Genomic DNA, 17,523 nt, shown 5'->3' with positions numbered 1-17,523 from the left:
GCTGGTGTTATCTCAACGTTGAGATTATCAGTGAGGAGACATCATGGCGATCATCGCCGAACGGCCTGTCCAGGCAGAGCCCGCGAAACCGTCGCTTCGTGACGCCGGGCTCGCCGCACTGGCGCCCGCCAGCTGGGGCACCGTCTACGTCGTCACCGCGACCTTGCTGCCACCGGACCGGCCGCTCCTGGCCGCCGCGCTGCGGGCACTCCCGGCCGGGCTGCTCCTGCTGGCCCTGACCCGGAGGCTCCCGCGCGGGTCCTGGTGGTGGAAGACGACGGTGCTCGGGATGCTCAACTTCGGCGCCTTCCTGCCGTTGATCTTCTACGCCGCGTACCACCTTCCCGGCGGTGTCGCCGCGACCCTCGGCGCGCTGCAACCCCTGCTGGTGGCGTTGCTCGCGCTGCCGATGCTGCGGGTCCGGACCCCGGCGCCGATCCTGCTCGCCGCGATCGTCGGCGCCGGTGGTGTCGCCCTGCTGACCCTTTCGGCTGAGGCCCGGCTCGACCCGCTCGGCCTGGCCGCGATGCTCACCGCCGTCGCGCTCATGGCCGTTTCCCTGATCCTCACCAAGAAATGGGGCCGCCCCGGCCATCCGCTGGCGATGACCGGCTGGCAGCTGACCCTCGGCGGGCTCGTCCTCGCCCCGGCGACGCTCCTCTTCGAAGGCCTCCCCGGCTCGCTGACGACGGCGAACCTGATCGGCTACGGCTACATCGGCGTCGTCACCACCGCGCTGGCCTACCCGCTCTGGTTCCGCGGCATCGAACGGCTCGCCCCGACGTCGGTCTCCCTGCTGACGCTGACCAACCCGTTGGTCGCCACCGCCGCGGGTTTCCTGGTGCTCGGCCAGACCCTCACCGGCTGGCAGCTGACCGGATTCGCCGTCGCCCTCACCGCCTTGACCCTCAGTCAGACGCTCGCAGGTGCCCGGCGAGCTCGATGACGGTCGGATGGTCGAACAGGACGCGGGCGGGGACCTCCACCCCGGTCAGTTCCCGGAGCCGGGTGCGCAGGTCGATGACGGCCAGCGAGTCGAGCCCGAGATCGGTGAACGGTTTGTCCTCGGGGATCGTGCCGGGGTCCTGGTGGCCGAGGACTTCGGCGAGTTCGACGCGGAGCAGGTCCCGCAGCTCCTGTTCGGAGGGATCGTCCGGCCAGTGCCGGTCCGGTGCGGGCGGTGCCGGTCTCGGCGCGGGGCGACCGAGGCCGTCGGCGATCGGGGGAAGGCCGGCGGCGGTCGGGTCGAGCCGGGCGGCGATCAGGACCGGCTCGGCATGTCCGAGCGCGGCGTCGAACAGGGCCATTCCCTGCTCCGGCGTCAGCGCCACCACCCCGGAGGTCTCGATGCGATGCCGCGCCGCGTCGGGGATCTGCGCGCCGAGCCCGGCTTCCAGATCCCACAGGCCCCAGGCGATCGACGTCGCGGGGAGGCCCTCGGCCCGTCGCCGGACCGCCAGCGCGTCGAGAACGCGGTTGGCGGCCGCGTAGTTCGCCTGTCCGGCATTCCCGAAAATGCCCGCCAGGGAGGAAAAGAGCACGAACGCCGACAGCGGGAGATGCCGCGTGGCCTCGTGCAGGACCCTGGCGGCGTCGGCCTTGGGGCGGAAGACGGTGTCGAATCCGGCGGGCGTCTGCGCGGTGAACGCGGAATCGGCGACGACGGCGGCCGAGTGCACCACGGCGGTGAGCGGCGGATCGCAGGCGTCGACCAGGTGCCGGACGAAAGCGGGATCGGCGATGTCGCCGCCGACGATCCGCACGTCGGCGGGCAGTTGCCGGAGTTCCTCCGCGCCGGGCGCGTCCGGGCCGCGCCGGCTGACCAGCAGCAGGTGGCGGACCCCGTGCGCGGACACGAGGTGCCGGGCCAGCGCCGCGCCCAGTCCGCCGGTGCCACCGGTGATCAGCACGGTCCCCGCCGGATCCATCGGCCGGGCGGACGCGGGCGCGGTCCGGGCGATCCGCAGCGCGTGCGGCACGCCGTCCCGGATCGAAAGCTGCGGTTCCGGGTTGCCGCCGACGAGTTCGCGTACCTGTTCCACCGGCAGATCGGAGGAGACGACGGTGACCAGGCCGCGGTATTCGGCCGAAGCCGCGGTACCGAGCCCGAAGACGGCTGCCGCCGCCGGATCGGAGTCGTCACCGGTGACGACGACGGTGCGTTCTCCGCGCGGGAGCGTGTCCTGCAACGCGGTGAGCACGATACGGACGTCTTCGCCGCGCGCGTCGATGATCCGGACGTCGGCCGCGCTCGCGGCCGGTACGCGGACCCACCGCGGGCGGTAGAGCATCGTGCTCCCGGCGGGCAGTGGCCGGGTGAGCAGCGATTCCACCACCGCGAGGGGCATTCCGTCGGAGTCGAAGAGCTCGACGCGGACCTCGCCGGGACCTGACCGTACACAGTGGACTCGTGCCCGGCGCGAAGCCGCGGCGAACACGTGGACACCGGTCCAGAGGAACGGCACCCGCACCTCGGCGTCCGGTGGCCCGGCCAGCGCCAAGGTGTGCACGGCGGCGTCCAGCAGCACGGGATGCAGTTCGAAGGTGCCGTCGACTCCTTCGGGAAGGGCGACGTCGGCGAACAGTTCGTCACCGTCCTGCCACAAACCCGTCACCGCGCGGAACGCGGGACCGTAGTCGAGGGCCGAGTAGGCCCGCTCCAGGTCGACCGGTGCGGTCGCGGGAGGCGGCCACTCGCCCTTCCACGGCTGCGCGAAGACGTCGTACGGCCCCAGGCGCCCCGTCGCGTGACGGATCCAGGCGCCGGAATCCTGGGCGTAGATGTCGACCCGGGATTCGTTCACGACCACCTGGAGCGCGACGTCCTCGGTCCGGCCGAGCCGCAGCGGCGCCTCGATCGTCAGCTCGGCCAGCCCGGTTCCGCCCGCGTGCAAGGCCAGTTCGACGAAAGCGGTCGCCGGGAACAGCGTCGTGCCGCTGACGACGTGGTCGGCGAGCCATCCGTGCGTGCGCACGCCCGCCGATCCGCCGTGCACGATCCGGGGCGAGTCGGGGGCGACCAGCGCCGGGCCGAGCATCGCGTGCCCGGCCTCGGCCGGGCTCCGGCGCGGCTGCGGATCGAGCCAGAAACGCTCGCGCTGGAAGGGATAGGTCGGCAGCGAGACCCTCCGGGCGCCGCTTCCGGCGAACACCGAGGGCCACGACACGGGGACTCCGGCGGTGTGCACTTCTCCCGCCGCTTCGAGCACCGCCCGACTGGTGTCCATAGTGGACACCGTGGGGAGTACCGCTCCCGCGGCGCGGCTCAGCACGGCCGACGGGCCGATCTCCAGGCAGATGCCGGTTCCCTCGGCGGCCACGGCGTCCAGCGCGTCGGCGAACCGGACCGTGTCCCTGGCCTGCCGGACCCAGTACTCGGGGCCGAGGTCGGTGATCGCGCGGCCGGCCAGCCCGGAGACCAGCGTGATTTCCGGACTGTGATGGGGAAGCCGGGCGGCGACCTCGCGGAACTCGGCGAGCATCGGGTCGATCAGCGGCGAATGGAACGCGTGGCTGACGCGCAGCCGCGTGGAACCCGGCCACTGGGCCGCGACGGCTTCGGTCACGCTCTCGGATCCGGACAGGACGAGGGATCGGGGGCCGTTGACGGCGGCGATCGCCACCTGGTCGGCGAATTCCCCGACCAGCGGCGCGACCTCGCTTTCGGCCGCCCGGACCGCGACCATGACGCCTCCGGGCGGCAAAGCGGCCATCAGGCGGCCCCGCGCGGACACCAAGGCGCCGGCGTCTTCGAGGGAGAGGACCCCGGCGACGTGCGCGGCGGCGATTTCCCCGATCGAGTGCCCGGCGACCGCACCGGGCCGGACGCCCCAGGATTCGAGGAGCCGGTACAGCGCGACCTCGAAGGCGAACAAGGCGGCCTGCGCGTGATCGGTCCGGTCCAGCAGTTCGCCGCCGCCGAAAGCGACGTCCCGGACCTGACCGCCGACGGCCTCGCAAGCGGCGTCGAAGGCCGCGCGGAACACCGGGAAAGTGGCCGAAAGCTCTTTGCCCATGCCCGCACGCTGCGCGCCCTGCCCGCTGAACAGGAACGCCGTGGCCGCCGGTCCGCGCGCGATCCGGCCGCGGCGTTCGCCCGTGGCGAGAGCGCGCAGGGCGCCCAGGTCACCGGACGACACCATCGCGCGATGCTCCAGCGGAGTGCGGGTGGTGAGGGTGAACGCGACGTCGTCCTCGTCCCGGCCGCCCGCCGTCGCCAGCAACCGGGAAGCGGCCGCCCGCAGCGCGTCGTCGCTCGCGGCGCTCAGCAGCCACGGCGCCGTCAGCGACGTCTTGCGTCCGGCGTCGGGCTGTGGAGGCGCTTCCGAGACGAGCACGTGCGCGTTGGTGCCGCCGATCCCGAACGCGGAAATCCCGGCATGGCGGGGTTTCGGTCCGGCAGGCCAGTCCTGGGCTTCGGCGAGCAGGGCGACGTCGCCCGCGGACCAGTCGACACGGGGGCTCGGATCGCCGGCGTGCAGCGACGGCGGCAACTGCCCGTGCCGCAGCGCTTCCACCATCTTGATCACCCCGGCCACACCCGCCGCGGCCTGGGTGTGCCCGATGTTGGACTTCACGGACCCGAGCCACAACGGGCGGTCACGCCCCGCGCCGTACGCGGCGATCAGCGCCTCCGCCTCGATCGGATCGCCGAGCGGGGTGGCGGTTCCGTGCCCCTCCACGGCGTCGACGTCCGGCGCGGACAGCCCGGCGTCGGCCAGCGCGGATCGGATCACCGCCCGCTGCGCGCGTCCGTTCGGCGCCGTGATCCCGTTCGACGCCCCGTCGGAGTTGACGGCCGAACCGCTCACCAGCGCCAGCACCGGATGCCCGTTCCGGCGGGCGTCGGACAGCCGCTCCAGCAGCACGACGCCCGCGCCTTCGGCCCAGGCCGTGCCGTTCGCGCCCGCCGCGTAGGAGCGGCACCGGCCGTCCGGGGAAAGGCCGCGCTGACGGCTGAATTCGAGGAAGGTGCGCGGTGACGACATCACCGTGGAGCCACCGGCCACGGCGAGCGAGCACTCACCGGCCCGCAGCGCGCGCACGGCCCAGTGCAGGGCCACCAGCGAGGACGAGCACGCGGTGTCGACGGTGACCGCCGGGCCGGTGAGGCCGAAGGTGTAGGAGATCCTGCCGGACGCGAGCGCGTGCGAGGACCCGATGCCCAGCCGTCCTTCCAGCTGATGCCCTTGCAGGCGGCCGGCGTAGTCCTCGTTCATCACCCCGACGAACACGCCGGTGTCGCTGCCCCGCAGCGTCGCGGTGTCGAGACCGGCGCGTTCGAACAGCTCCCACGACGTCTCCAGCAGCAGCCGCTGCTGAGGGTCGGTCGACAGTGCCTCGCGCGGCGACATGCCGAACAGGGCGGGGTCGAAATCCGCGGCGTCGTGGACGAACCCGCCGCGGCGGGTGGTGGAGCCGCCGATCCGAGCGGGGTCCGGGTCGTACCGCACGAACAGGTCCCAGCCCCGGTCGGCCGGGAAGTCCCCGGTGGCGTCGACTCCGCCGGCCACCAGGTTCCACAGCTCCTCGGGCGAGGTCACCCCGCCGGGGAACCGGCACGCCGTCGCGACGATGGCGATCGGGTCGTCGACGCGGGCGGGCGCGGTTCTCGTCGTGGCCGGACCGCGGTGCCCGGACAGCAGCCGCTCCAGTTCGCCGATGACCGCCGCCGGAGTCGGGAAGTCGTAGACGAGCGACTGGGGGAGTTCGCGGCCGGTCGCCTCGGCCAGCCGGTGCCGCAGATGCACCCCGCCCAGCGACGTCAGGCCGAGTTCGGCGAACGGCCGGTCGCGCCAGCGTTCCCCGGGGGTCTCCTCGCACAGTTCGGTGATCGCCTCGCGCACCAGCGCTTCCACGTCGTCCGGGCGGGGAATCCGCAACTCTCTCCGCAGCGCTTTGCCCGACGGCGTCCGGGGGAGCCGCCCGGCCAGGTGATAGGCCACCGGAACCTTGTGGGGGGAGAGCCGACGGTGGCACAGGCGGCGGACTTCGTCGAGGTCCGGCTCGTCGGAGACGAGGAACGCCACGGGTACCGCGCCGAGGACCTCGTCGGGTCTTCCCGTCACGAGGACGTCCCGCACCGCCGGGAGTTCGGAGATGACCGCTTCGATCTCCGTCGGGTGCACGTTCTGGCCGCCGCACACGATGACGTCGTCGGCCCGCCCGTCGAGCGTGAGCCGTCCGCCGGCGAGGGCGCCCATGTCGCCGGTCCGGTACCAGCCGTCCACGACCTCCAGGTTCGGCGCCACCCCGGGACCCCGCACCTCGATCTGCCCGTCGACGATCCGGATCTCCATACCCGGCACCGGAACCAGGCCTTCGTCCCCGGCGACCTGGACGGCGATCTTGCCGCCGGTCTCCGTGCTGCCGTAGCCGTCGAGGACGGGGAGGCCGAACAGTTCCCGGACCGCGGCGCGTGCCGACGGCGTGCAGGGCGCGCCGCCGGAGAGGCAAAGCCGTGGCGCGGGGAGCTCGCCGCGCACCTCCTGGCGCAGGTTCAGGAAGGTCGCCGGGACACCGGCGAGGACGCCGCCCGGATGCGCCGTGAGCGCTCCCCGCAGGTCGTGGCCGACGATCCTCGTGTGCGTGCCCAGCGCGATCGTCCCGGCGAAAGCCAGCGACAACGCGTACGCGTGGTGCAGCGGAAGCGGCCACAGCAGGGTGTCGGTGCCGGAGATCCCGTACAGCGGGCCGTAGCAGGCGGCCGACGACCAGAGAATCGCGCGCTGCGTGGTCAAGACGCCTTTGGGGCGGCCGGTCGTGCCGGAGGTGTAGAGCAGCCAGGCCGGCTCGTCGAGGCCCAGGTCGTCGCGCGGTTCACCCCGCGGTGGCAGCGGCTCGTCCTCGACGAACACCACCCGCAACCGCGGGAGCTCGGCCTGGAGTTCGCGCACCACTTCCGCGTGGCGGGCCTCGGTGATCAGCAGGACGGCGCCGGAGTCGTCCGCGATCCGCGTCAGCTCGGCCGCCGTCGACCGGGCGCTCGCCGGAACCCCGACCCCGCCCGCGCGCAGGACCGCGAGGCAGTACTCGGGGAACTCGACGCGGGCGCCGAGATGAAGCAGGACGCGGTCGCCGCGCGCGATTCCGAGCCCCGTGGCCAGCCTGCCGCTCGACTCCAGCAATTCCCCGAAGGTCAGGGTCCGGCGCTCGTCGGTGAAAGCAGGCCGGTCGCCCGGCAGTTCCCGCACCAAAGCCACCAACGGCCGCAGCAGGCCGCCGCGAATCTCGGTCATTACACGAAGGTATAACCGCGTTGCTCCACACTGGTACGAACGGACGCGGCCGCGAACGCAGCGAAGTCTTTTCCTGCCCGATCGTGCACTGTCCGGAGACGGATCGCGCATTCCAGACTGGGATTTCCGGGGAACGATCACACTGCCGGAGTGGCGGCGACCACGGGGTGGCCCTCCCCGACTTGGCCGGGGGAGGGCCATCGCCCGGTCAGCCGGCCTTCTTGTTCCGCTCGCTCGCGGACCAGCCGTCCTTGTCCTGGTCGAGACCGGAACCGGTGCCGTAGAAGACACTCTTGGCGTTCTGGTCGCCGGCCAGATGGTACTGCAGCCACGCGGTGATCGCGCCGACGAGACGGTAGCGGGTCTCACCCTGGAGGAAATGGGTGGCGCCCTTGAGCTGGCCGTACACGGCGGGAACCTGGTCGCAGGCAAGGAAACGGCCGTGGACGTAGAAGGCGGGCACGACCGTGTCCGCTTGTCCGGACACGAAGAAGGCAGGACCGTGCAGCTTGTTCACGTTCCCCTGCGGGCCGGGCATGATCGGCAGCGTGGTCTTGACGAGCGGGTCGGCGCCGGCCGCGATCGCGCCGCCTCCGCCTTGTGAGTGACCGGCGGCGGCGATCTTCCCGGTGGCGACGCGACCCCGGAACACGCTGCCTTCGCGAGAGTTCTCCGCGATCAGATAACGGGCGCCCGCCAGCATCTCCGCACCGGAGCCCGATTGGCCGGTGTTCGCGGCCGCGACGACGTAACCCCAGCTCGCGAGGTGGGTGAACAGGAGTTCGTACTGGTCGACGGTGGCGCCGGTGCCGTTGCCCCAGATCAGGACCGGATGTTCGGTGGCGTCGGACGCGATGTCCGCGGGGAAGTAGAGGGTGTGCGCTGCTCCGCCGGGCGCCTTGACCGCCTTGTGCGGTCCCGTTTTCTCGTAAACGCGCGGACTGGTCGCGGGGGCGGCGAGGGCGGTCTGCGGGACCAGCGCCGCTGTCACGGTGAGGGCCGCCGCGGCCAGCAGTGTCCTGCGGCTCAAGGAACGCATGGTGTCTCCGAAAGGTGTCGAGGGGTGATCCCGTGATCATTCCAAGCGGAGAGCGAAGTGGCGCTGGAGGTTTTCCAGAAAGTGCGGCGGCGGGGTTGTGAAAGGTGACAAGGGTGAGAATAGGGGTACTTAATCAAAGTTTTTCTTTCGGGTGCCAAGTCCGTGAAGGCCTCCTTGAGGGACCCAGAGTCCCTCAAGGAGGCCTTCACGGACAACCGAGGTCTCGATAACCGCGTCCTCACCACTCACGAGCGTTCACCAGGTGACCGGCAACTCGTGCACGCCGTAGATGTTCATGTCGGTCTTGAGCTTCACCTCGTCCGCGGGAACGGCGAGCGCCAGAGTCGGGAAACGCCGCAGCAGGCCCTCGAAACCCGCGCGCATTTCGATCCGCGACAACTGCTGCCCGAGACACTGGTGGACGCCGTGACCGAAGGACAGGAGGCCGCGGGCGTTGCGGTGGATGTCCAGGGCGTCGGGGTTCTCGAAGCGTCGCGGGTCGCGGTTGGCGGCCAGCAGGGACACGATGACCGTCGAGCCCTCGCGGATCGTCTCGCCGCCGAGCTCCAGGTCTTCCGTGGCGTAGCGGAAAAAGATGTCACCGACGGACAGGTAGCGAAGGAGTTCCTCGACGGCGCCGGGCAGCAGTTCCGCGTCGGCACGCAGTTCGGCCAGCTGCTCGGGGTGCTCCAGCAACGCGAAAGTGCCCAGCGCCAGCATGTTCGCCGTCGTCTCGTGCCCGGCGAGCAGCAGCAGGAACGCGGCGCCCGCCAGCTCCTCGATGGTCAGGTCGTCGTAGCGGCCCAGGTCGGACAGGATGTCGTCGCCGGGCGTCTCGCGTTTGCGGACGACCAGTTCGGTGAGGAAGGTGTTCATCCCGATGAACGCGGCCATCTTCTCTTCCAGCGTCTGGTCCCTGATCATCAGCTGGGCGGAGTTGGCCTGGAAGTTCTCGCGGTCCTCGTAGGGGACGCCGAGCAGCTCGCAGATCACCAGCGACGGCACCGGCAGCGCGTACTCCTTGACCAGGTCCACCGGCGGGACCAGCTTCGCCATCGCGTCCAGGTGCTGTTCGGTGATCTCGACGATGTGCTCTTCGAGCTGCTTCATCCTCTTCACCGTGAAAGCGCCGGTGAGACGCTTGCGCAGCCTGCCGTGGTCCGGCGGGTCCATCGCGACGAACATGCCCGGCATCGGCGGGGACGGTTCGGTCGGGGCGGGCATCCCCGGCGTCTCGTACGGCATGTGGAGGATGCCGATGTCCTGGCGCGAGCTGAACCGGGTGTCGGCCATCATCTGCCGGACCTCGTCGTAACCGGTGACCAGCCAGCCCTCGTGCCCGTCCGGGAAGACCATCGGACTCACCGGACGGGCCTCGCGCAGCCGGGTGATCTCGCTCGGCGGGGCGAAGGGACCCGCGTCGCGCTGCGTCGGGAGGCCCTGCGGTACGGGAACCGTCTCAGTCATCGGGTCGCCTTTCGTGGTGGTTGTGCCGACCACTCTCCTCGCGGGACCTGACACGCGGCTGACACGGCGCTGACACCACGCGTGTCAGCGCCGTGGCGGGGGCGTGTCAGTCCGGCCGCCCAAAGTGGCCACCATGAACGACACAGCGATTGCGGTCTCCGGACTGCGAAAGACCTTCGGCGACAAGGTCGTGCTCGACGGCATCGACCTCGATGTCCCCGCAGGCACCATTTTCTCCCTGCTCGGCCCGAACGGGGCGGGCAAGACGACGACGGTGAACCTGCTGACCACCCTGATGAAGGCCGACGGCGGCACGGCCAAGGTCGCCGGCCACGACCTTTTCGCCGAGGCCAAGGCGGTCCGCGCGGCGATCGGGGTCACCGGCCAGTTCGCGGCGGTGGACGAACTGCTGACCGGCCAGGAGAACCTCCAGCTGATGGTGGACCTGAACCGGCGAGCCCCCGGCGGCAAGCGGGTCGTGGACGACCTGCTGGAGCGCTTCGACCTGGTGGAATCGGCGAAGAAGCCGGCGTCGACCTACTCCGGCGGCATGCGCCGGAAGCTGGACCTGGCGATGACGCTCGTCGGCGATCCTCGGATCATCTTCCTCGACGAGCCGACCACCGGGCTGGACCCGCGCAGCCGTCGCACGATGTGGTCCATCATCCGCGAGCTCGTGGCGGGCGGCGTGACCATCTTCCTCACCACCCAGTACCTCGAAGAGGCCGACCAGCTCGCCGACCGGATCGCGGTCCTCGACCAGGGGCACCTGGTCGCCACCGGCACCCCCGGCGAACTCAAGCGCCGGATGCCCGGCACGCACGTCCGGCTCCGCTTCACCACCGTCGCCGAACTCGACACGGCGGCCGGGATCTTCCCCGGCGCCACCCGGGACGACGAGGCGCTGGCCCTGCGGGTCCCCAGCGACGGCGGGACGAAATCCCTGCGGGCGCTGCTGGACCGGCTCGACGAGCACGCGCTCGGCGCCGAAGAGTTTTCCGTCCGAACCCCTGATCTCGACGACGTTTTCCTCGCCCTGACGGGCCACGACACGGAGGCAGCGAAATGACCACTCGAACCATGACCACGCAGAACACGACCACCTCGGCCGCGCGCGCCAAGTCCCCTTCACTGGTGATGCTGCGCCGTAACTTCAAGCACCTGACCCGCAATCCGACGTCGGTGTTCAACGCGATCCTGATGCCGATCGTGATGATGCTGATGTTCGTTTACGTCTTCGGGGACGCGTTCAGCGTCGGCGTCGACTACATCGACTACGCGACGCCGGGCCTGATGCTGCTCGCCGTCTGCTACGGCCTCGGGGCCACCGCGACCGCGGTGAACTCCGACATGACGAAGGGCATCATCAACCGCTTCAAGGTCATGGACGTCTCCCGCGGCGCGGTGCTCACCGGGCACGTCGTCGCCAGCCTGCTGACCAACCTGATCGCCATCGCGGCGCTCACCGGGGTGGCCTTCCTGCTGGGTTTCTCGCCGTCGGCGGGTTTCCTCGACTGGCTCGGTGTCGTCGGGATCGTCGTGCTGCTCGGGTTCGCGGCGGGCTGGCTCACCATCGCACTGGGCCTGGCGGCGAAGTCCCCGGAAACCGCGGGTATGGCCTCCGTGCCGCTGGTCATGCTGCCGTTCTTCAGCAGCGCGATCGTGCCTGCCGAGAAGATGGGCCCCGGCCTCCGGGAATTCGCGGAGTACCAGCCCTTCACCCCGATCATCGAGACCCTGCGCGGGCTCCTCGACGGGGCGCCTGCCGCGAGCGACGTGTTCCCCGCCCTCGGCTGGTGCGCCGGGATCGCGCTGGTCGGCTACCTGTGGGCGTCCTCGACGTTCAAGAAGCGAGCGTGACCTCGACGAGTTGTTTCCACTCCGCAGTGGTGCCCTCTCGCGCCGTCTCCGCGAACTTCGTTTCGCCGAGGCGGCGCAGCACTGTCTCCTCGATCCTCGTCACGTCCGGACGCGACCGGTCCGGCAGCCCGCGCAGCTCGTCGGCGGCACCGAGCAGCCGCCCGGCCTGCTCCGGGTCGTCTTTGCGCAGCGCGAAGTCCGCGACCCCGACGAGCATGTGGGCGATCAGCGGCACGTGCCGCACCTCGGCCGCCGCCTGCCAGGCCGCTTCCCGGTGTTCCCGGGATTTTTCGAGGTCGTCCGTGAAATAGCCCAGCAGGTCGTGGGCGATGGCGCGGACGTGACCCAGTTCCGCTTCGTCGCCCATCACGCTCATCGCGATGTCGAGCTCCCGCGCGGCTTCCCCGGCCTCACCACGCCAGTGCGCGAGTTCCGCGCGGGCGAGGGCCAGCATGCCCAGCGCGCCCGGCCACGTGACCTGTTCGGCGCACCGCTGCGCGTCGGCCGCGGCGGCGGCGCTGGCCTCCTCGTCACCCATCAGCCAGTACAGCTGCGCCTGCCGCGAGCGGAGCCGGATGAGGTCCTCGACGGAACCGACCTCGGTCACCACCGTGATCGCCTGTTCGTAGTACTCGCACGCGGTCGCGAACTCGCCGCGCGTGGCGATCCGGTCCGCCAATTCGGTCAGGGCGAACGAGATCCCGAACCGTTCGCCGAGGGCGCGGAACTCGGTGAGCGCCTGTCCGAGGTACTCGTCCGCCTCCCGGCCGGGATGGCCGAGCGTGATCCGCATCTTGCCCAGGTGCAGCCGGGCGAGCGCGCGGACCCACGCGTTTTCGTCCTCCAGCACCGGTTCCCACGCGGACAGCGCCTCCGATCCGGTCAGCATCCGCTCCAGCGCGACGACGAGCCCGAGCAGCGGGTGGTTGTCGTCGGTCTTCCGGCTGAGCCGGTACGACTCGTGGATCCACTCCGCCGCGGTGTTCTCGTCGGCGAAGCCGGAGCTCACGAAGAGCGAGACGAGGCCGTACACGATGGCCGCGACGTTGTCGGGCACTTCGCCCGGCGTCTCGACGGCCGCCTTGACCAGCTCCATGCCTTCCGTGCGGTGCCCGCTGAGCCACCAGTACCAGCCGCAGGCCGCCGCGAGCCGCATCGCCGCCGGTGCCTCGGCCGCCGCGAGCGCGCCGCGCATCGCGGAAGTGATGTTGTCGTGGTCGGCGTTGAGCTTCGCGAGCCATGCCAGTTGCTCGGCCTGGCGGAGCATCGGTTCCGCGGCCTCGGCGAGCTCGGTGAAATAGGCCAGATGCGCGTCGCGGGCCAGCGCCGATTCGCCCGCCTCGGCGAGCCGGAGTTCGGCGTATTCCTTGATGGTGCCGAGCATCCGGTAGCGCGGCGCCTCGTCGCCCGCGGCGACCAGCAGCGACTTCTCGGTCAGCGCGGTGAGCAGTTCGAGCACCTCGTACTGTTCGACGGCTTCGCTCACGCAGACGTGCTCGGCCGCCTCCAGGCTCGCCCCGCCCGAGAACACCGAGAGGCGGCACAGGACCGTCCGCTCGGCGTCGCTGAGCAGTTCCCAGCTCCAGTCGACCATGGCGCGCAACGTCCGGTGCCGCGGCAACGCGGTCCGGCTGCCGCCGGTCAGCAGGCGGAACCGGTCGTCGAGCCGGTTCGCGAGCTGGTCGATGGACATGGTGCGCAACCTGGCCGCGGCGAGTTCGATCGCCAGCGGCATCCCGTCCAGCACCCGGCACACGCGAGCCATCGTGGCCAGCGTCGCCTCGTCGGCCACGAAATCCTTGCGCACCGCGCTAGCCCGGTCGCGCAGCAACCGGACGGCGGGGGAGGATTCGATCTCGCCGGCAGCGGCGTGCTCGCCCGGCAAGGCCAGCGGGACGACCTGCCACAACGCCTCGCCGGTGATGCCGAGCGGTTCCCGGCTCGTCGCCAGGATCCGCAGCCGCCGGCATTCCCCGAGGACCCGGTGGGCGAAGGCCGCGGCCGTCTCGATGACGTGCTCGCAGTTGTCGAGGATCAGCAGGACTTCGCGGTCGCGGATCGCGGCGATGATCCGGTCGGCGGGTTCGGCGTTCGGCGAGTCCCCGAGCAGCGCGTCCCGCAGTCCGAGCGCGGCGAGTGTCGCTTGGGCGACGTCGCCGTCCGGGCCGATGGCGGCGAGCTCCACCAGCCACGCGCCGTCCGGCAGGTCGCCGAGCAGGGTGCGCGCGGTTTCCGTGGCCAGCCTGGTCTTTCCCGAACCGCCGGGGCCGATCAGGGTGGTGAGCCGGTGCTCGGCGACGAGGTCGCGGACCTTGGCGACGTCGGCGTCCTTGCCGACGAAACTGGTCAGCTCGGCGCGCACGTTGGTCTTGCGGTTCTCCTCCCGCCGTCCCAGTTCGCCGCGCAGCAGCGCGACGTGCACCGCGGACAGCTCCGGCGAAGGGTCGACGCCCAGCGCGTCGGCCAGGGCTTCCCGCGTGCGCTGGTACACGAGCAGCGCTTCGGTGTCGCGCCCGGTCGCCGCGAGGGCCCGCATCAGCGCGGCGACGAGCCGCTCCCGCAGCGGATGCGCGGCCGCCAAGTCGGTCAGCTCGGTGACCAGGTTCGCGCCGTGCCCGAGTTCGAGCTCCGCGTCGAACCGGTCCTCCAACGCCGTCAGGCGAAGCCCGTCGAGCCGGGTGACCGCCGCGTCGAACGCGTCGCTGTCCTGGAGACCGACGTCCTGCATGGCCGCGCCGCGCCACAGGGCCAAGGCCTCGCGCAGCCGTTTCGGCCCCTCGTCGCCACGGGCCTGGCCGACGAGGCGCTCGAACCGCACGGCGTCGACGTCCTCGGGCGCGACCTTCAGCCGGTAGCCGTCGGTCTGTCCCTCGACGACCCCTTCCGGCAGCACCTTCCGCAGCCGGGAAACCAGGCGTTGCAACGCGTTCGTCGCGTCGGCGGGCGGCTGTTCGCCCCAGATCCAGTCGACGAGCGTCGCCTTCGGGACCACTCGGCCCGGTTCGAGCGCGAGGGCGATCAGCAGCCCGCGCAGCCGGGCGCCCGGGACGTCGGCGAGGACGCCGTCATCCGTGCGAACCTCGAAGGAACCCAGCATCCCGATCTGCATTGGGCCGATTTTGCCACGGGTGATCAGCGGCCCCACCGGCGCGGACACCGGTTGGCTCTGCGTATCCCGGCGGTGTCACCGAGCTACGATTCGCCGGTCATCCTCGCCGTGCCGATCGAGGCCGCGGCGATCGCCCTGGCGGCGGTCTGCGTCGACGAAGTGTTGTTCAGAGTGGTGAGCGACGCCCGGTTGAGGGCGTGCACGACGAACTCGTAGGTGTTCACGGTCGAGGGCGAGCACGGGCCCTGGTAGCCGTAGAGGCTCGCGCTCCCGCGGTAGTAGACCTGGCGGGAGCCGGCGGGAACGGGCGGCTGGTAGACGTGCTGGACGTTCTGGGGGAGCGAGGCCGTGGCCGCCGGGATGTCGTAGATGACCCAGTGGATGAGGTTGTTGTTGTCGAGGTCGCGCATGACGATGGCGTAGCTCTTGGCCGCGGCGGGAGCACCCGACCAGGCCAGCGGCGGCGACTCGTTCTTCTTGGCCGGATCGTTCCCGCCACCGCTGGTGCACTCGTGGACTCGGGGAATGAGACCGCCGTTGGCGAAAGCGGTACTGGACAGGGTGAACGCGTTCGGAGCCGCTGTGACCGTCGGGGAAAGGCACGCGGCGCCGAGGGCGACCAAGGCGCAGAACACGATTCTCGTTTTTCTCACTGGAGACTCCCGAGGAATTTTGTGATTTCCGTGCGCGGAATTCAGCGTAGGCAGCCGGGAAAGCGGGGGCTAGCGCACTTTTCCGGTCGAACGAGGTGTTTTCGCCGGACGTGTCGTCCATTCACACACGAGTGTCGTCCGTCTGATCACGCGTGTCGTCCGGTGGCGCTGCCGTGATCAGATGGACGACACACGTGATCAGCGGGACGACACGCGTGATTCAGGGGCGCACGAGTACGGAGAAGTAGATCGGCCTGTTCCCGGGGAACACTTCCCGGTCCTGTTCGTCGACCATCTTCCAGAACACCTTGCAGTCGGCCGGGGCGGTCGGCGGAGTGCCCACGGTGACGGTCACCTGCACGTTTCCCTGCGGCGCGGTGTCGTTGACCGGGATCCGCTCCGGGGTGCGGCAGGCGCCGGGCGCGACCGGGAGATCGGTGCGGCGCAGGTACCGCTTCTTCCAGTCCACCGTGCCGGTGTTCTTGAGCTCCCACACCTTCACGAACTGCGTACCCGGTTTGACCACGGTCTCGTCGGGAATGGTCACGTCGGCGACGAACTTGCTCGAATCGCCGGGATGCGGCGGTTCGGACGCGTCTTCGCCACCCGGCAGGAGGACGACCACGACGGCGGCGATCGCGGCCACGAGGACGAGGGCCAGCGGTACCAGGACCCGCTTGGACCGCCATCGCGACCGGGCGGGTGCGGGCTCCGGTTCCCGCTCGGCGGAGAGCACGAGCTGGACGCCCTGCCATCGGGCGTGCCACTCCTCTTCGTCGCCGTCACAGGCGCGGACGAACTCCCGGACGGTCTCCCACGGCTGGAGCCGCCTGCCGGTGACGGTGAGGTGCAGGGTCGCGTGCGACACGGCGCCGGACTTCGCGGCCATCTTCCTGAAGGAGGGCTCCCCGGCTCGCGTCCGGAGCTTCCGCAGCTCGTCCATGAACGCGTCGAGCTCCGGCGCTCGTTCTCCCGCTTGCGCTCCCGGCACGCTTCCCCTCGCGTTCGTGTCCAACGTGACAACGATTTTCGTCACCCTGCGCGGTCAGGTGACTATATCGCGAACTTCGTCCGGATCGCCGTGCCGACCAGCGGGATCGCCCTGGCCGTGGCACTGTCAAACGCTGTCAACCTGCGGTTTTTGACGTCAGACGTTCCGTACAGGCGCTTCCGGACGCCCGCCGTCCAGGGCAGTGTCGGTCACAAGCTGTTCACAGGGAGCAGCACCGAGTGAAGGAGCAGTCATGCGCAAGGTGGCAACCGCCGCGACGTTCACCGCTCTGGCCGGAGCCGCGCTCATGGGGGTGACGGCGGGACAGCCCGCGGTGGCCGCGCCGACGGTCGACATGGAGGCCGTGATCAAGGCGGCCATGTGGGACCCGTACAAGGCCGACCAGGCGATCACTCCGGGATCCGGTCCGAGCGTCAAGGTGGTCGAGGAGGCTCTGGCGGCGAAGAACCTGCTCGACAAGAAGCAGGTCGACGGCCACTTCGGCACCTCGACGGTCAAGGCTTACGAGAAGTACCAGAAGTCGCTGGGCCACAGCGGCCTGGCCGCCACCGGTCTGCCGGGCAAGGGTTCGCTGACCGAACTGGGCAAGGGTCGCTACACCGTGACCGCGCCGATCAGCGTCGGCTCGAAGACCAGCCTGGACGGCAAGACGGTGAACAAGCGCACCGCCGACATGATCGCGGCCGCCGAGAAGAAGGCCGGGGTCAAGTTCACCGTCACCCAGGGCTCGTACAACGCCGGTGGCGTCGGCGCCTCGGGCGGCACGCACGATGGCGGGGGCGCCGTCGACATCTCGGTGAACAACATCTCGAACAAGACCGCCGCGGTGAAGGCCCTGCGTGAGGTCGGGTTCGCCGCGTGGCACCGCACCCCGAGCCAGGGCGACTGGGCCGAGCACATCCACGGCATCGCGATCAGCGACACCGACATGTCGCCGCAGGCGCAGGCCCAGGCCGGTGACTACTTCAAGGGGCGCAACGGCCTGGCGAACCACGCCAAGGACGACGGTCCCCAGGTGAAGAAGGTGACCTGGGAGGAGTTCAAGCGCGGCTGACTCCCAAGTCCGTGAAGGCCTCCTTCACTACCCTCAAGTGTATGAATGACCGCATACCGTAGCCCATGCCCCTCAACCGCCCACCGGGGCG

At 70.6% G+C, this 17,523-nt stretch carries 10 protein-coding genes; 4 read left to right on the top strand and 6 right to left on the bottom strand.

Annotated elements, in window-relative coordinates; genetic code table 11:
* Window positions 1-43: 43 nt before the first annotated feature.
* Window positions 44-946, top strand: coding sequence for an EamA family transporter (locus tag AB0N89_RS32415; RefSeq protein WP_364212506.1), 903 nt, complete (start codon window positions 44-46; stop codon window positions 944-946).
* Here the strand turns inward: AB0N89_RS32415 and AB0N89_RS32410 are convergent.
* The 3 genes from AB0N89_RS32410 to AB0N89_RS32400 form a co-directional block, all read right to left on the bottom strand.
* Window positions 909-7,238, bottom strand: a complete 6,330-nt coding sequence (locus AB0N89_RS32410; RefSeq protein ID WP_364212503.1) for a type I polyketide synthase — start codon at window positions 7,236-7,238, stop codon at window positions 909-911. The genes AB0N89_RS32415 and AB0N89_RS32410 overlap by 38 nt on opposite strands.
* Before the next feature lie 208 nt (window positions 7,239-7,446).
* Complete coding sequence (locus tag AB0N89_RS32405; protein ID WP_364212500.1) at window positions 7,447-8,268, bottom strand: acetylxylan esterase; 822 nt, start codon at window positions 8,266-8,268, stop codon at window positions 7,447-7,449.
* A gap of 264 nt (window positions 8,269-8,532) precedes the next feature.
* Window positions 8,533-9,744 (bottom strand): cytochrome P450, encoded by a 1,212-nt coding sequence (locus tag AB0N89_RS32400; RefSeq protein WP_364212497.1) that lies wholly within the window; start codon window positions 9,742-9,744, stop codon window positions 8,533-8,535.
* Between the two features lie 133 nt (window positions 9,745-9,877).
* Between AB0N89_RS32400 and AB0N89_RS32395 the strand changes: the two genes are divergently transcribed.
* On the top strand, window positions 9,878-10,813 hold the full coding sequence (locus tag AB0N89_RS32395; protein WP_364212494.1) for an ATP-binding cassette domain-containing protein: 936 nt from the start codon (window positions 9,878-9,880) through the stop codon (window positions 10,811-10,813).
* Between the two features lie 68 nt (window positions 10,814-10,881).
* The gene (locus AB0N89_RS32390; protein WP_364212588.1) at window positions 10,882-11,604 is read left to right on the top strand and encodes an ABC transporter permease; all 723 of its coding nucleotides are present in this window, start codon (window positions 10,882-10,884) and stop codon (window positions 11,602-11,604) included.
* Here AB0N89_RS32390 and AB0N89_RS32385 read toward each other — a convergent pair.
* The 3 genes from AB0N89_RS32385 to AB0N89_RS32375 form a co-directional block, all read right to left on the bottom strand.
* Window positions 11,588-14,713 (bottom strand): BTAD domain-containing putative transcriptional regulator, encoded by a 3,126-nt coding sequence (locus AB0N89_RS32385; RefSeq protein WP_364212492.1) that lies wholly within the window; start codon window positions 14,711-14,713, stop codon window positions 11,588-11,590. The two genes, AB0N89_RS32390 and AB0N89_RS32385, sit on opposite strands and share 17 nt — an antisense overlap.
* Window positions 14,714-14,796: 83 nt before the next feature.
* Window positions 14,797-15,348 (bottom strand): YbhB/YbcL family Raf kinase inhibitor-like protein, encoded by a 552-nt coding sequence (locus AB0N89_RS32380; RefSeq protein ID WP_364212585.1) that lies wholly within the window; start codon window positions 15,346-15,348, stop codon window positions 14,797-14,799.
* Between the two features lie 238 nt (window positions 15,349-15,586).
* The gene (locus AB0N89_RS32375; protein ID WP_364212489.1) at window positions 15,587-16,381 is read right to left on the bottom strand and encodes an NBR1-Ig-like domain-containing protein; all 795 of its coding nucleotides are present in this window, start codon (window positions 16,379-16,381) and stop codon (window positions 15,587-15,589) included.
* 229 nt (window positions 16,382-16,610) lie between these two features.
* Here AB0N89_RS32375 and AB0N89_RS32370 point away from each other — a divergent pair, with 229 nt between their 5' ends.
* Window positions 16,611-17,432 (top strand): peptidoglycan-binding domain-containing protein, encoded by an 822-nt coding sequence (locus AB0N89_RS32370; protein WP_364212486.1) that lies wholly within the window; start codon window positions 16,611-16,613, stop codon window positions 17,430-17,432.
* The last annotated feature ends 91 nt before the right edge of the window (window positions 17,433-17,523 follow it).

Source organism: Amycolatopsis sp. NPDC089917, from assembly GCF_040684635.1.
In the GTDB taxonomy this organism is placed as follows: domain Bacteria; phylum Actinomycetota; class Actinomycetes; order Mycobacteriales; family Pseudonocardiaceae; genus Amycolatopsis.
This window is presented reverse-complemented; position numbering and strand designations above follow the sequence as displayed.

Coding starts and splice junctions, on each gene's coding strand:
- AB0N89_RS32415 (WP_364212506.1), top strand. CDS start 44: ATGGCGATCATCGCCGAACGGCCTGTCCAGGCAGAGCCCGCGAAACCG.
- AB0N89_RS32400 (WP_364212497.1), bottom strand. CDS start 9,744: ATGACTGAGACGGTTCCCGTACCGCAGGGCCTCCCGACGCAGCGCGAC.
- AB0N89_RS32385 (WP_364212492.1), bottom strand. CDS start 14,713: ATGCAGATCGGGATGCTGGGTTCCTTCGAGGTTCGCACGGATGACGGC.
- AB0N89_RS32390 (WP_364212588.1), top strand. CDS start 10,882: ATGCTGCGCCGTAACTTCAAGCACCTGACCCGCAATCCGACGTCGGTG.
- AB0N89_RS32395 (WP_364212494.1), top strand. CDS start 9,878: ATGAACGACACAGCGATTGCGGTCTCCGGACTGCGAAAGACCTTCGGC.
- AB0N89_RS32370 (WP_364212486.1), top strand. CDS start 16,611: ATGCGCAAGGTGGCAACCGCCGCGACGTTCACCGCTCTGGCCGGAGCC.
- AB0N89_RS32410 (WP_364212503.1), bottom strand. CDS start 7,238: ATGACCGAGATTCGCGGCGGCCTGCTGCGGCCGTTGGTGGCTTTGGTG.